This window comes from Pedobacter sp. GR22-10, from assembly GCF_026239715.1.
GTDB lineage: Bacteria > Bacteroidota > Bacteroidia > Sphingobacteriales > Sphingobacteriaceae > Pedobacter.
This window is the reverse complement of the sequence record NZ_JAPIVR010000003.1, coordinates 98,016-113,104: the sequence shown is the minus strand read 5'-3', so window position 1 is coordinate 113,104 and position 15,089 is coordinate 98,016. Positions and strand designations below refer to the sequence as shown.

11 protein-coding genes are annotated in these 15,089 nt (G+C 38.6%); 5 read left to right on the top strand and 6 right to left on the bottom strand.

The window, feature by feature from the left end; genetic code table 11:
• Nucleotides 1–5: 5 nt before the first annotated feature.
• The 5 genes from OQX64_RS13120 to OQX64_RS13100 all read right to left on the bottom strand — a co-directional run bounded on the left by OQX64_RS13120 (nucleotide 6) and on the right by OQX64_RS13100 (nucleotide 6,083).
• Complete coding sequence (locus tag OQX64_RS13120) at nucleotides 6–2,897, bottom strand: DEAD/DEAH box helicase (protein WP_265819121.1); 2,892 nt, start codon at nucleotides 2,895–2,897, stop codon at nucleotides 6–8.
• A 163-nt stretch (nucleotides 2,898–3,060) separates the two neighbouring features.
• A complete protein-coding gene (locus OQX64_RS13115) occupies nucleotides 3,061–3,417 on the bottom strand; it encodes an iron chaperone (protein ID WP_265819120.1) in 357 nt (118 codons plus the stop codon).
• Between the two features lie 37 nt (nucleotides 3,418–3,454).
• Nucleotides 3,455–4,027: a pentapeptide repeat-containing protein gene (locus OQX64_RS13110; RefSeq protein ID WP_265819119.1), complete on the bottom strand. Its 573-nt coding sequence runs from the start codon at nucleotides 4,025–4,027 to the stop codon at nucleotides 3,455–3,457.
• 241 nt (nucleotides 4,028–4,268) lie between these two features.
• Nucleotides 4,269–5,255 (bottom strand): pyruvate dehydrogenase complex E1 component subunit beta, encoded by a 987-nt coding sequence (locus OQX64_RS13105; protein ID WP_088299596.1) that lies wholly within the window; start codon nucleotides 5,253–5,255, stop codon nucleotides 4,269–4,271.
• Nucleotides 5,256–5,525: 270 nt separating this feature from the next.
• Nucleotides 5,526–6,083, bottom strand: a complete 558-nt coding sequence (locus tag OQX64_RS13100; protein ID WP_265819118.1) for a GNAT family N-acetyltransferase — start codon at nucleotides 6,081–6,083, stop codon at nucleotides 5,526–5,528.
• 231 nt (nucleotides 6,084–6,314) lie between these two features.
• Here OQX64_RS13100 and OQX64_RS13095 point away from each other — a divergent pair, with 231 nt between their 5' ends.
• Nucleotides 6,315–6,521: a hypothetical protein gene (locus OQX64_RS13095; protein ID WP_265819117.1), complete on the top strand. Its 207-nt coding sequence runs from the start codon at nucleotides 6,315–6,317 to the stop codon at nucleotides 6,519–6,521.
• A 62-nt stretch (nucleotides 6,522–6,583) separates the two neighbouring features.
• On the opposite strand, the gene OQX64_RS13090 is transcribed toward OQX64_RS13095, so the two are convergent.
• A complete protein-coding gene (locus OQX64_RS13090) occupies nucleotides 6,584–7,114 on the bottom strand; it encodes a thioredoxin family protein (protein WP_265819116.1) in 531 nt (176 codons plus the stop codon).
• Between the two features lie 108 nt (nucleotides 7,115–7,222).
• Here OQX64_RS13090 and OQX64_RS13085 point away from each other — a divergent pair, with 108 nt between their 5' ends.
• From OQX64_RS13085 to OQX64_RS13070, 4 genes are all read left to right on the top strand, one after another.
• Complete coding sequence (locus tag OQX64_RS13085; protein ID WP_265819115.1) at nucleotides 7,223–7,879, top strand: TatD family hydrolase; 657 nt, start codon at nucleotides 7,223–7,225, stop codon at nucleotides 7,877–7,879.
• A 16-nt stretch (nucleotides 7,880–7,895) separates the two neighbouring features.
• The gene (locus tag OQX64_RS13080; protein WP_265819114.1) at nucleotides 7,896–8,690 is read left to right on the top strand and encodes a tRNA threonylcarbamoyladenosine dehydratase; all 795 of its coding nucleotides are present in this window, start codon (nucleotides 7,896–7,898) and stop codon (nucleotides 8,688–8,690) included.
• A 189-nt stretch (nucleotides 8,691–8,879) separates the two neighbouring features.
• Nucleotides 8,880–12,098 (top strand): UvrD-helicase domain-containing protein, encoded by a 3,219-nt coding sequence (locus OQX64_RS13075; protein ID WP_265819113.1) that lies wholly within the window; start codon nucleotides 8,880–8,882, stop codon nucleotides 12,096–12,098.
• Nucleotides 12,099–14,957, top strand: coding sequence for a PD-(D/E)XK nuclease family protein (locus tag OQX64_RS13070; protein WP_265819112.1), 2,859 nt, complete (start codon nucleotides 12,099–12,101; stop codon nucleotides 14,955–14,957).
• Nucleotides 14,958–15,089: the final 132 nt, after the last annotated feature.

Sequence of the window (15,089 nt, the reverse complement as noted above, 5' to 3'; positions counted from 1 at the left end):
GGATGCTAATTTAAAATATCTCTGATATCATCTTTACTTAGCGATTTAAAGAAGCTCTCCTCCGTAGTGATTAATGAATTGGCTAATGATTTTTTTCGGTTTTGCAGGGCCAGAATTTTCTCCTCCACGGTATCTTTAGCTATAAATTTATAGATAAAAACCTTTTTGTCCTGACCGATGCGGTGTGTTCTGTCGATAGCCTGTTGCTCTACTGCAGGATTCCACCAGGGGTCTAAAATAAAAACGTAATCTGCCTGCGTTAAGTTTAACCCCACGCCACCGGCCTTAATGGAGATCAGGAAAACCTTCAAATCGCTGTTTTGCTGAAACTCAGCTACAATTTCGCCACGATTACGGGTAGATCCATCCAGATAGGCAAATGGAATATTTTCGGCCTCAAAATGTTTTTTAAAGATATCAAGGTGTTTCACAAACTGAGAAAAAACCAATACTTTATGTCCACCTTTAAGCACATTATCAAGGGTATGGATTACATTTTCGAATTTACCTGAATCAGAAAGGTAGGTGCCATCTATCATCACCGGGTGGTTGGCCAATTGACGTAAAGCAGTTAATCCCTGCAGGAGCTGAACCTGTTTTTGCGCAAAAGTGCCATCATCCATGCTCTGCAGCAGATCATTCCGGTAGGCTGATTTGGTTTTTTCATAGTAAGCCGCCTGATCTTCGCTCATGTCGCAATAAATTACCTGTTCCGTTTTTGGGGGTAATTCTGCTGCTACCTGTTCTTTCGTTCTGCGCAGTACAAAGGGTTTAATAATGGTTTGAAGCTTGCGTGCTTTTTCCTCATCTTTTTTCTTTTCAATCGCCTGCACATACTCCTCATAAAAGAAAGCCTGCGTACCCAACAATCCAGGATTCAGGAAGGTTAGCTGCGACCAGAGATCGCCCACTGAATTTTCTACCGGTGTACCACTCAGGATCAGCCGATGTCTCGACTTCAGGCTTCTGACCGATTTGAAAGATTTGGAAGCCGGATTTTTAATGTTCTGACTTTCATCCAGAATTACATAGTTAAAGTAGAAACTTTTTAATTCTTCCACATCAACCCTTGTTACGCCATAGGTGGTAATAATAATATCATAGTTGGCAAAAACTGCCACATCTTTATTCCGGTTGCTACCGGTATGGGCGTAGATTTTAAGATTTGGTGTAAACTTTTTAGCCTCTGTTAACCAGTTATAAATTAAAGAGGTTGGCATAATAATTAAAGAAGTGGTTGGCGCAGCCAGCAATTGGTCATCTTCTTTCACCTTCTGCAACATGGCGAGTGTCTGGATCGTTTTTCCCAAACCCATGTCGTCTGCCAGGCAGCCGCCAAAATTATATTCCCGTAAAAAACTGAACCAATTGTAACCCGCTTTCTGATAATCGCGGAGACTGCCCTTGAAATGTACAGGCATTTGTGTATCGGCAATATCTTCAAAATCCGACAGGCGTTGCAGCTTACGTTCTAAAGTTACATTTGCCAGACTATCTTCAGCTAAATCATTCAGCAAGCCGATATGATGTTTTTTAAGTTGCAGGGTTTTTCCTGTTTCGGCCAGGCTGAACAAACTGCCGTATTGAGTAAACCATTTTTCAGGAATAATGGCGACTTCACCATCCGGCAACATAAATTCTCTTCTTTTGTGAAGAATGTGCTGTTTAAGCGAAAGAAAGGGAATCTGGTATTTCCCAAACCATACGACGGCATTGATATCAAACCAGTCATTGCTTTCTTTAACTTCCAGATCGATTTTGCTGGTCCCAAATACAAAGCGTTTCTGGCCGGTAGCCTGTTCAATTTCAAAGCCCAGTGACTCTAGCAGTTCAATATGCTCATTCACCCAATTGATAGCCGCATAACTTGGGTTTTCTTCGCTACTGTCTACTTCCAGGTTACTAAAAAGTGCACTGGTCTTTTTCAAGCCGAGTGAGAGTAGTAAATTAAACTGCTTCTTTTCCCACTCCGCCGAACGTTTAATGCGGTGGAAAATGTAGTTATCCTCCGTTTTCTCCAAACGTACAGTCACCTTATGGGCATTTTCAAGAGGAAAATGATATTCGCCATACTTGAAATAAAGTTGAATCTGAGAGATTCCGCCGTCTACATACAAAACTTTAATAACCGGGATAGCTTCAAACTGCTCTGTTCTGATTTCGAAACCTTCTGCATAAACATGATGTTTTTCTATCAGCGGCGCTACGAATTTTTCAAAATATGTAGCCTCTGTTGATTTGGGAATGGCAATATAACGTTTAGCCAAAAATGGCTGAAGCTTTTTTCCTTCAATATCCTGATCAAAAAAGTACAAAACATCATTTAAAAGTAACCAGGCTGGCTTATTGCTGATAATTTGCGCTTCTTTGAACATGAATTCAATACGAAGATTCTGGTATTTTATGGTTGGGAAATAACGTGTTTCCGTTTCGTTTCTACGGAAGTGAAATAAAATTGAAGCGGGTTCTGCAGCAAGTTCTATTTTGCGTTCCACCGGCCATCCATCTTTATCCATGATGTAAAGTTCATCCTGAATCTTGAGCATCTCCAATGCCTCCGCTAATTTTTTTTCAATTTTAGGGCGAACACTTTCATAAAACTTCTCATCAAAAACTTTGGTGAAAAACTCAGTAGGTCTGATTACTTTTTTATAATGCTTTTTAATGATCGAATCCTGCTCAATATCGTCTAAAATTTTGATCAGTTTATAATCAATTTCAGTTAGGCAAGCCTGAAATTCTGCTGCAGTATGGGTGAAAATTCGTTGATATGTAAAAGAAAAATCTCCGTTCGGATTGAGCTGGACAATATGAGGTTCAATTAAATAGCCCAGAAACTCATGTTTACACAAAGAGTATACAATTTTACAAGGTTTTGAGCTATCTACGCGTAACATTGATTGGTTTAAAAAAAGAATTAAGAGTTAGCATCTTAAAAAATTTAAACTTACAATATTTTTGGTACTACATCAAAAGATTGTAACAATTTTAGTGAAAAATATATGAAGATGTCCTGTTCAGGAGTTGAACTGATTGCAATGTTTGGCTAATTGCTATTTTCTATTTTTTTATGCTGTCTTGCTCTACCCTAAACTTTGTTATTCTGGCAATTAAACCCAGTGGCATGGGTTGGCCAATTGGAAACTGAACAGCACCTTTGCTCCATTTAAAATTTTCAAATTCCTGTTTAAAAGCTTCAATTCCGGAACCCGTAGGATAAAAACCGATGTGTTTTGTATAAGCCGCGAAATAAACCAGAATGCTTTTTTGTTTAAAGGCAGGCATTTTATAACTGATTACTTCTTTCGCCTGTGGCGCAGCCTGTTTAATGGTCTCTCTTACCTGTTGCAAAATTTTTTGTGTTTCTGGCGGAAACTGAACAATATAATCATCAATGCTTTGTGGCACCCTTTCCATAACATAATTGATCTAATGGATTATGAAAATAAAAGAATTACTGGCTGATCAGGATATCATATTTGGCTAATAAACCTGCTAAACCCGGCTGTGAAAATTTGGCTTTCCTGATGCTGTTTTTATCAGGATCGATTCTATAATGGGTTGCGGTCCTGAAATCTGCTTTTTCCAGATTTGTTCTGTCGAAGGTTGCATTTAGAAAATCACAATAATCAAAAGTCGAACTGCTTAAGTCGCATTCAGTAAAATCTACTTCATGAAGCTGATTATTTTTAAAAATGGTTTTCTTCAGTTTGAGTTTATAAAAGGAAGAATGGTCTAATTTGCAGCTGTCAAAGCTCAAGGTTAAACCAAATTCGTTACAATTTTCGAAACGTAAGCCCAGCATTTTACAATCTTTAAAATTTACATCACTGAATGATGTTTTTGTTAACGTAACCAGGCTTAGGTTGCAGGAAATAAACTCGCAATCTAAAAATCTGATACCACTCAAATCAGAATTGGAGAAGTCACAATAAATGAATTTGCAGTTTTCATATTCTCCTTTGTTCAATGTGTTTAAAGTAAAATCTGCTTTTTCAAAGGTTTGGTCGGCTAAATATTCAGACATGGCTTGTATAATTTGAACAAACGAAGATAAAAATAATTTTTATGCCTTTAACTGGTAGAAATCACAGTCGCGCTTAGATGATTACCATATAAGAAGGATAAGGCTCATATCGGCTTAAATGTTATTTGAATGGCCTATGTGTTTAAGTGGTGTGTACTTACGTAAAAAAAATGAAGCAAAAAAAAATCCCCCGAATTGCTTTGGAGGATTTATATTTTGAACCAGACTAAACGTCGGGGGTTTATTTTGTGGCGTACATGACTTCTTTAACCGCTTTAATTACTTTTTCAGCGTTAGGTAAGCTGGCTGCAATTAAAGTTGGAGAATATGGAAGTGGAACATCAGCACAAGTGATACGTAAAACCGGGGCATCTAAGTAATCGAATGCTTTCTTTTGTACCATGAAAGCAATCTCACCAGAAAGTGATGCCAATGGCCATGCTTCTTCAACAACAACCAAACGGTTTGTTTTCTTCACAGATTCGATGATTGTATCATAATCAATCGGACGAACAGTACGCAAATCGATTACTTCAACATTAATTCCTTCTTTTGTCAACTCTTCAACAGCAGGATTAACCACACGGGTTAACATTTTACCGAAAGTTACGATGGTTACATCAGTACCTTCTTTGGTTATGTTGGCTTTACCAAATTCAATGTAATACTCTTCAGCCGGAACATCACCTTTATCACCATACATCACCTCCGATTCCATGAAAATAACCGGATCCGGATCGATAATGGCTTGTTTTAATAAACCTTTGGCTTCATAAGGCGTAGAAGGAACAACAACTTTCAAACCTGGAGTATTGGCAAACCAGTTTTCGAAGTTTTGTGAGTGTTGTGCACCTAACTGACCTGCGTTACCGGTTGGTCCGCGGAAAACCATAGGACAAGAGAACTGACCACCGCTCATTGATAAAATTTTTGCTGCGCCATTGATAATCTGATCAATAGCAACCAATGAGAAGTTAAATGTCATAAACTCTACAATTGGAATAAGGCCAGCAGTTGCGGCACCAGTTGCAATTCCGGCGAAACCTAATTCGGCAATAGGGGTATCGATAATACGTTTTGCACCAAATTCATCAAGCATACCCTGACTTACTTTGTATGCACCGTTATATTCTGCTACTTCTTCACCTAATAAAAAAACGCGGTCATCTTTACGCATTTCTTCGCTCATGGCTTCGCGTAGTGCTTCTCTAAATTGGATTTCTCTCATTGTAAATTTTAATAACGGTGGCAAATATAATTATTAATCGCTACCAAACCAAAGGCAATTCAGCGTGTATTTTGTAATAATGCTAATGGGATGAAGCTGCAATTTTTTTTGGCAAAATTTATTTTTTAGATGATGATCAGAAAATTAAAATATAATTTCGAAATGGTATCTTTTCTGCTTTTATAGTATTTAAAATCAGGAGTATTCCGAAATAATCATATTACAGACCCGAATTGGTATCAGAATGCAGACGATTCAAGATATTAGAATTTAATGATTTGGATTAATTAGTCCATAAATTTCGCTGTCTAAAAACTTTCCATTAAAGTAATAATCCTGTCTGAATAGTGCTTCTTTTAAAAAACCATGTTTAAGCAACATTTGCCGGGATGCATCATTTCCAGTATTAATATTAGCATTAATGGTGTGCAGGTTCATATTTTCGAAACCAAAGCTGATGGTTTTTTTCAAGGCTTCAGAAATCATTCCCTTTCTCCAGAAATCAGGATGGAGCATATAGCCGATTTCAGCCCGATGATTGGCATAATCTGTTTGCCAGTAGCCAATCGTTCCAATCATTTGCGCCGGATTTTCTTTTAGTGCAATCACCCAGGCCAGGTTATAACCCTCTTCAAAGCCTTCGTTAAATCTGGTGATAACCGCCCTCACAGCTTCTACATTTTGAGGTCTTTCCCTGTCGATGTATTTCATGATCTTTTCGTTGGTGCGCATGGCGAATAAGGCTTCTGCGTCAGAAAGGTGATGTTCTCTTAAAACCAACCTTTCAGTTTCGAGTGCGGGAAATGTGGTGAATTGGAGGGTGAGCATTTTTAAAATTAGGCATTAAGGTCTTAACCTCAAAGAAATACGAACATTTTATGGTGCAGAAGTGCAAGAGGGTAGTATTTTGGGTAAGATGTTTATAATCGCTAGCCTTGGGGGCTGAAAGCCACTTTGCAGGATTTCTTCAGCTGTCTTTAAACTTCATCTTTACCCTTCTTCACATAAAACTAAAACAATTTCTTCCTGAAAGTCATTATCTAAATATAAAAACCTAAAATGATGATAGACCCAAAAGATAATTACTCAGAAGATCCGAACGATGCCTTACGCAGGGAAGATGATGTGGATCACATAAATGAAGTAGGTGGTGATGATCCCAGTATTGAATATGATAAAGATAAACTGGAACAAGCCGACGAAGCATCCAGACCGTCATATGAATTAAATGTTGATGACCTAGAAGATGAAGGATCAAAAGATTAAAATCATGCCGCAGATTTGAATGTTAAGACACCCAAATCTGCGGCGCTATTGTATTTAGTATTTTAACCTTTTGCCTGATACGTATCCGGATCTACAGCGGCAACGGTCCAGCCCTTTAAAAATGAAGTGATTTTTTTTACGTCGTGTCCAACTTTCTTTTTGCCATCGGCACCGGTCTCATCTGTTTCCAGATAGGCAGAGTTTTCGATGTGAAGTACCTTTCCTTTTCCGTCCAGTACTACAAAAACCGGATAGCCAAAACGGTTGGGGAAACCTAAATACCGCATTGCTTCATCATTATGGTGTTCCTTATCCCAATTCACCAAAACGTATTCATAGTTATCATCTATAGTTTGTTTTAAAGCGGGCGTTTTTTCAACCAGCTGATGAAAAGCGATACACCATGAACACCAGTTTCCACCTACCTGCACCAATACATGCTTCTTCGCTTTTGCTGCTTTAACAGTTGCAGCCTTTAGATCGGCCATTGCATTTGCTTCAGGATTGTAAATTTGAACAGCTTCGTTTTTCGTCTGGCTAGATACGGATGTAGAAATCAATATAGCCGTAATTAAAATGAGTAATCTTTTCATATCATAATAAATAATGATGCAAAATACTAAAGCTAATCTTTTTAATCATGTAATTACAAATTCTTTACGGTATAAATACTATCTCCAAAGCCTATCTTTGAAAAACGAATGGATTTCTTAGACATACATACGCATCATGCGGCGCAGGAAAAGGGTGTGATCAGCATCCAGAGTTTGTCGTTAACGAGTGATATTTTTCTGGCAATGCCCAAAACCAAACCCATATCTGTGGGGCTTCATCCCTGGTATGCCACGCTTAATCAGCTGGAAGTACAGATGAAATATTTAAACGTCCTGGCGGGACAGCCGAATGTGAAGCTGATCGGAGAATGTGGCTTAGATCAACTTAAAGGAGAAAGTCTCGACAATCAAATCATTATTTTACAAGCACAGATCAGCCTGGCAGAAAAGCTAAATAAACCATTGATTTTACATTGTGTGAAGGCTTTTTCAGAATTGATTAAAATGAAAGATCAGTTAAAAGTCTCAGTGCCTATGATTATTCATGGTTTTAATAAAAATGAGAAATTAGGTCAGCAATTACTGGATAAGGGTTTTTGGCTTTCATTTGGTGAGGCACTTTTGCGGGAAAATTCGGGTCCAGCAAAGCTGATTCAGCAAACAGATCGCTTTTTTCTGGAAACAGATGATTCAGATATCACCATCGCTAAAATTTATACTGCTGCTGCAAATTTGAAAAACCGTAAGGTTGATGACCTTAAAGCACGTATTTTTGCTGATTGGAAAAAATTAGATTTACTGTAAACTCATACACAATCATATGTCAGATGTTTCTTGGCTTTCACGTTCTGCCCTGCTGGTCGGTAATGATGGAATTGAAAAATTACAAAATAAACACGTCCTGGTAATTGGTCTGGGAGGTGTAGGCTCTTTTGCGGCAGAATTTATATGCCGCTCCGGCATTGGTGAAATGACCATTGTAGATGGGGATGTGGTAGATCCTACTAACCGGAACAGGCAATTGCCCGCTTTAGCAACGAATCATGGCGTAAGTAAAGCTAAAATAATGCAGGAACGATTGCTATCCATCAACCCCGAATTGAAGCTTCATGTGGTCAACACTTTCCTTACCCCGGAGAAGTGCAGGGAAATATTGGAGGCGAAATTCGATTACATTATGGATTGTATAGACAGTGTGATGCCAAAAATTACGTTGCTTTCAACAGCTTTGGAAAAGAATATCCCGATTGTCAGTTCGATGGGTGCAGGAGGTAAAATGGATCCTACCAGGTTAAGGATTGCGATGCTACCGGATACTTATCAATGCGTTTTTGCCAGTTATGTGCGTAAAAGGCTAAATAAACTGGTAAACGCTGATAAAATCAAAGCTGTTTTTTCGACAGAGCAAATGGATAAAAATTCGATGATCATGACTGATGGCAGTAATTTTAAACGATCAGCCTATGGTACTGTTTCTTATTTGCCGGCTGCCTTTGGCGGTGCCTGTGCATCCGTTGTCATTCGTGATTTGCTGGGGCTTAAAATAGAAATGACCGAAAGACCGGCCAGGATTAGCCATAAAACACTGGCAAAGAAGAAAAAGAAAGGTGCTTAGGCGTAATTATAATTTGCCAAGCCCTAAATGATCTTGCTGAATAAATGCCATGCCTTAACAGGCAATCAGCAAAAAGAGAAAGGTAAAATATATGGATGAAATGAGAAATAACTTCACTATATACCCATTAGCGATCAGGTTGTGCCCTGAGGACAAGAAATTAAAATAAGCAGAATTTAAAAGAACACGATGCCCAAACCACTAAAAATTCTTCAAGCCTCTGCCGGTTCCGGTAAAACGTTCAGTTTAACGGCACACTACCTGACTTTACTTTTTTCCGGTGAAAATAAATACCGTGAAATTCTGGCGGTAACCTTTACCAATAAAGCCACGGAAGAAATGAAAACCCGAATCCTGGAGGTACTGCTTGGGCTGGCAAAGGGTAATCCTTCAAAAAAAATTGACGACTACCGAAAATTAGTTCTGGTTGCTTACCCGCAGTTAAGTGCGCAGGAACTTCAGTTTAAAGCAGACAAAATCTACCGTAAAATCCTGCATGATTACAGCCGTTTTTCAGTGAGTACCATTGATGGATTTGTACAAAAAGTAATTCGTGGTTTTGCCTTTGAACTGGGCCTGAATGCTGATTATAATTTAGAAATGAATTATGATAAGGTGAAAGATGACCTGGTAAATAAACTGGATGAAGCCTTAGATACCAATCAGCAACTATTACAGTGGATCATTGATCTGGCTATTGAGCGCATCAGTGATAATAAAAGCTGGAATTATAAATTTGAACTTTACAACTTAATCGGAGAGATTTTCTCTGAACGCTTCCAGGTTTTTGAAGATGCGGTAACCGCTTTGGGCCTCGAAAACATTGATGAACTTTTTAAAAAATACATCAGTCTGACCAGGGCCGAAGTTAAAAATTTTGAAGAAGAAATCATTCGCCTGGCCACAGAAGCCCATGAGGCTCTTAATGTTTTAGGGGTGGAAAATGAACACCTTAAAGGGAAATCAAGAAGTGCCCTGGCTAAAATAATCCTGGTGGCTCGTGGCGACTTTTCTAAAATTGAACCGCTTTTTAATTTAATAGACGAACCTGAGGAGTGGTTTCAGAAAAACGCTTATTTTCCGGAAGCCTTTGAAGTGGTGAATCCGATTCTTCATCAAATAAAAAACCATTATTTAACGCACTTACCCAATTACAGCCTCGCCATTGCCTTTAATAAAAATCTTTATTATTTGAGGCTGATGCAGGAGATTGCCATGCTATTAAAGGAGTATCGTGCAGAAAATGATAACCTGTTGATCAGCGATGCCCAAAAGTTAATCTCCGGCATTACGGAAGATGCTGGCGACAATCCTTCTTTCATCTGGGAAAAAGTAGGAAACCGGTACCGCAATTTTCTTTTTGACGAATTTCAGGATACCTCTACCAGCCAATGGGGAAGTTTTAAATCTTTACTGACCAATGCCATGGCCACACCAAGCGAAGATTTAATTGATCATTTAATTGTTGGCGATACCAAACAATCCATTTACCGCTGGCGAAATGGCGATTGGAACATCCTGCACAAACATGCCAAACGCGAAGTAGGCGTTGAAAATGTTTTGGAAGAAAGCCTTGAAGAAAACTATCGCAGCACAGAAAATATCATCACATTTAATAATGTGCTTTATCGTTCCATTCCCTTAACCCTTCAAAACGAACTGAATACAATCCTGTCTGCTAAACCGGAAAGCATTTCAAACTGGTGGGCGACTGAAAATTATACGAGCATTATTACAGATATTTATAGTGCTTCCACACAAAAATTCGCCGGCAATACCTTAAAGGGTGGTACCATCAAAATTAAAAAATTTGGTAAGGAACATGCTCCGGATGAAGCCCGCTTTACGGAAACTGTTTTCAGGGATGTTGCTTTAAATGACGTGATTGAAGAGATCAACATTTTAAAAGACCAGCAACATTATGCCTTAAAAGACATTGCCATATTGGTGCGGTCAAATAGTGAAGCTTTACTTACGGTGCGTAAACTGATGGAACACCATTTACCTGTTTTATCGGGCGATGCTTTATTAATTTCAAATAACTCAGCCATTCAGCTTATTATTAATACCCTGAAAGTATTAATTGGCCTGGAAGCACAAAGTGCACTTTACAAGGCAAACTGCATCGCACTTTATCATGCTTTGCAGGAAAAAACACCTGATGCCAACCATTATATTAACCTTACCAGCAAATCGCTGAATCAACTTTCTGCGGTATTACCGCCTTCTTTATGCGAAAACTGGCAAAGCTGGCTTCAACTTCCATTGCCGGAACTGATAGAGATTTTAGTAGAAAGTTACGGACTAAAAACACTCACCGCTCATTTACCCTATCTTTTGGCCTTCCGTGATTTAACTGCATTAGCAGGGAGATCAGGCGAAAAAGGAATTATTGCCTTCTTAACCTGGTGGGAAGAAGATGGCATTAAAAAATCACTCCCATCGCCGGAAGGGGCAGATGCCATCCAGATCATTACCATTCACAAATCAAAAGGACTGGCTTTCCGGGCTGTTTTTGTTCCTTTCTGTAATTGGGAAATCAAAGGGAAAGCGAATGGAACCTTCTGGGTATCTTCGGAAGAAACGGTTTATCAGGAACTTAAAGGTATTCCGCTCAAGTATAATGAAGCCCTGGCCGATTCGGCAATAGCCAAAGCATATTTTGAGGAATTGTTGTACAATAATATGGATGCTTTAAATATGCTCTATGTAGCCACTACACGTTCCAAAGATTACCTTTACATTGCTACCATGGCCAAAAAAGAATTAAAACTGTCAAATATGGGAGATGTTATCAATTTAACTTTCGAACATGAGTTTGATGAAAATGGTACATATGAAATCGTAGATTATATTTCAACAGCAGACAAAAGCGAAGAAAACAACTTCGTTGATTTAAAACATTACCCCACTACCACACGCTTGTCTGAACTTTATATTCCTTCAGAGGAAAAGCACTTAAGACATTTAGTTAATATTGAAAAATCAGGTAGAAAAGGTTCTTTATTGCATGATATTCTGGCCAATGCCAATAATGAAACAGAAGCAGACAAATACATGACCACGCTGATACTGGATGGCATTATACAGGAAGAAGAAAAGGAACAACTGAAATCGAAAGTGCTGGATGTATTGGAAAATCCTGATTTAAAAGCTGTTTTAAGCAGGGCAACCGGAAGTATTTCTGAAAAAGGTATTATTGACACCAAAGGTAAGCTTCACCGGCCCGACCGTATTTTATTTCATGAGGATGAGGTAATCATTCTGGATTATAAATTTACGCTGACTGAAAGCGATAAACATATTGAACAGGTTGAAAATTATAAAAATCTGCTTATGGAGATGGGACACATCCAGGTAAAAACCTATTTGTTTTACGCCGTTAGCGGTAAATTAAAATTAGTGTAGATGATTAAACCATTTTTACAAGAAGTTGCTGAAGACTTAATAGAAAAATTTGGCTCGGATTTGCAATACTGCGCAATCGTTTTTAATAATAAACGTCCATCTGCCTATATGCAGAAATACCTGGCGGATATCATTAAAAAGCCTTTTTTTAGTCCGTCATTTTATACCATACAGGAATTTTTTGCAACGGCAACATCGTTTAAAATTGCTGATTTTTACCTGCAGTTTTTTACCCTTCATAAAATCTATAACCAGTTACTGGCCGAAGAAAAACTGGAGCCCATTTCCAGCCATAAGTTTTTTCCCTTAGCGAAGATCATTTTAAGCGACTTTACGCAAATAGATAATGATCTGGTTGATGCAGGGAAACTCTACCGCGATCTGGAAGATATTTCTGTCATCAACAAAGATTTTGATTACCTCAGTCCCGAACAATATCAGTTCCTGGCCCAATTCTGGACATCTTATTCTGAAGGCAAGCATAAAAAGCAACAGGAACTTTTTATTAAAATGTGGCGGCGCATGCCTAAACTTTATCATCTGTTTCATGCATCGCTGAAAGAACAGGGCTACCTAACCAATGGTTATGTGTATCGTCACCTGGCTGAAGAAAAAGACAACACTGCAGATTTACCTGTTAACTTTAAAAAGGGAAAAATCATTTTGGTTGGTTTTAATGCTTTAACCAGTGCGGAGGCTAAAATTTTTACACAGCTTCAGGAAGCAGGACAAGCTTTATTTTATTTTGACGCGGATGAATATTATGTAGCTGACCACTTGCAGGAAGCAGGTTTGTTTTTGAGAAAAAACCTGCATCAACTCGGCCTGAAAAATGTATTCGAAAACAAACCCAGCCTGATGAAAACAGCAGCGCATGAGGTAAACGTTTTTAAGGTTCAGGGGCAATCGGCACAGGCTAAAATCCTCAATAACATCCTGAAAGATGATTATGCCGAGAGCAATGAAATAGGTAATACCGTCGTAGTGCTGGCTGATGAAAGCTTGCTGCTGCCAGCGTTACAAACCATCCCTACCTCTTATAACGGAAAGGAAATCGACCTGAATGTGACCATGGGTTTTGCTTTATCTACTTCCAGTATTTTTGGCCTGGCTGATTTATGGTTTTCTTCCCAGCTGGAAATTACACATACCAGAAAGATTTCCTACAAAAATGTCGAAGCCTTTTTAACTCACCCGCTCACCGGCCTGAGCCATAAAATGCGTGATAAAATCCTGACCGCTATTTTGAAAGAAAATGAGGTTGAAATTGCACATGAAAGGCTGATCAGGCAAAGCGGATTATTTGAAGTTTTCTACAAGAAAATTGATCATCCGAAACAGGTTGTTCCTTACCTGCTGGAAGTGCTTGATTTTATTTTAACCAGGTTATCAAACGCCAAAACACTCAAGAAAATTGATGCAGAGCTCTTTGTAAAAACCATCCAGGAATTAAACCGCCTGCATGATACCTTCGGCAAACATATTGGAGATGAAGAAATCCAGTTCGTGATCTATCTGGTTCAAAAATCTTTACAGGCCATTGCAGTTCCACTTTCAGGTGATCCGATCCGTGGGATCCAGTTAATGGGCCTACTTGAAACCAGGAATTTAAATTTTGACAAGGTTGTCATCTTAGGCTTCAATGAAGGTATTATTCCAAAATCTTCCATCGGCAACAGTTTTATTCCTGATTCTATTCGCCGGGTATATGGCTTGCCTGTTTTAGAAAACCTTGATGCCATTTCATCCTATATGGTTTACCGCCTGATGCAAAGGGCAAAAAACATCAACTTTGTTTATAACAGTTTAACCGATGAAAGCACAACAGGTGAGGCCAGCAGAATTTTAAAACAGCTGGAGTATGAAAGCAGCTTTGATTTTACTTATCATGAACTTAATTTAGAGGTAAAAACGGAACCTTTTAAAGAAGTCCGGATCGAAAAAACCAATAATGTATTTATCCGGGAAACTCTTCAAAAATACCTGGATAAAAAGAAAGTGCTTTCACCATCGGCACTCACGCAATACATTTCCAATCCCATCGATTTTTTCTTCAACTACATTGCCGGAATTAAAGAGCCGAAAGAGGTAAGTGCTGTGGTAGAGGCGAACGAAATTGGTTCTATCCTGCACAAAGTGATGGAATACTTTTACCAGGATTTGATGAAGGCAGAAATTACGGCTGAACGAATGAAGGAGAAAAGAAAGCAGGTTCCGGCACTCATTCAGAAAGCTTTTAACGCGGTGATGTTTAACCATCCGGATAAGGTAATGGAATATAAGGGGATGCAGAAGGTAATTTTGTCTATTGTAGCGGCCTATGTAAACATCATTCTTAACCAGGATGAATCGCAAATACCTTTCTATATCATCAGTTTAGAACAAAAGGTTGAGGCAGAAATTACTTTTCCTTTAAATGACAGAGATGCCAGCGTAAAAATTTTCGGTTATATCGATCGGGTTGATGTAAAGGATGGCGTAACTAAAATAGTGGATTATAAAACAGGAAGTGATAAGTTAACCTTTAAAGATGTGGCCGAACTTTTTAATTCCGATGGTAAACACATTAATAAAGCATTGGTTCAAACCTTACTGTACACTTATGCTTATGAGCAGTTTTCAGGTAAAACTTTTGTAGAACCTAACCTGTATGTAGTGAAGACCATGGCCGTGGATGGTGTATGGTTTAAGTCAGGAAGGCAAACGCTCTCTGGAGAATACCTCGAAGAAATCAAACCTGAATTTTTAGCGGAACTTAGAAAAAAGCTGACGGAATTATTTGAGGCTCCTTATTTTGTGGCCAGTGCTGTGGAAGACAATTACAAATATTCGATTTATAAGACACTGTTTGGGAAGTAAGGAGAAACTTAAAGAATAAAATGCAGGCAGCAGTGTGACGGTCTTCCAAACCAACTTAAAAATTTCATCGTGATACAGGTTGTGAAACTTCGTCAGTCTGGTCGATATACTGTCTTTCCGCCCCAAATGAAA

Coding starts and splice junctions, on each gene's coding strand:
- OQX64_RS13105 (WP_088299596.1), bottom strand. CDS start 5,255: ATGAGAGAAATCCAATTTAGAGAAGCACTACGCGAAGCCATGAGCGAA.
- OQX64_RS13090 (WP_265819116.1), bottom strand. CDS start 7,114: ATGAAAAGATTACTCATTTTAATTACGGCTATATTGATTTCTACATCC.
- OQX64_RS13100 (WP_265819118.1), bottom strand. CDS start 6,083: ATGCTCACCCTCCAATTCACCACATTTCCCGCACTCGAAACTGAAAGG.
- OQX64_RS13115 (WP_265819120.1), bottom strand. CDS start 3,417: ATGGAAAGGGTGCCACAAAGCATTGATGATTATATTGTTCAGTTTCCG.
- OQX64_RS13095 (WP_265819117.1), top strand. CDS start 6,315: ATGATGATAGACCCAAAAGATAATTACTCAGAAGATCCGAACGATGCC.
- OQX64_RS13085 (WP_265819115.1), top strand. CDS start 7,223: ATGGATTTCTTAGACATACATACGCATCATGCGGCGCAGGAAAAGGGT.
- OQX64_RS13120 (WP_265819121.1), bottom strand. CDS start 2,897: ATGTTACGCGTAGATAGCTCAAAACCTTGTAAAATTGTATACTCTTTG.
- OQX64_RS13110 (WP_265819119.1), bottom strand. CDS start 4,027: ATGTCTGAATATTTAGCCGACCAAACCTTTGAAAAAGCAGATTTTACT.
- OQX64_RS13080 (WP_265819114.1), top strand. CDS start 7,896: ATGTCAGATGTTTCTTGGCTTTCACGTTCTGCCCTGCTGGTCGGTAAT.
- OQX64_RS13070 (WP_265819112.1), top strand. CDS start 12,099: ATGATTAAACCATTTTTACAAGAAGTTGCTGAAGACTTAATAGAAAAA.
- OQX64_RS13075 (WP_265819113.1), top strand. CDS start 8,880: ATGCCCAAACCACTAAAAATTCTTCAAGCCTCTGCCGGTTCCGGTAAA.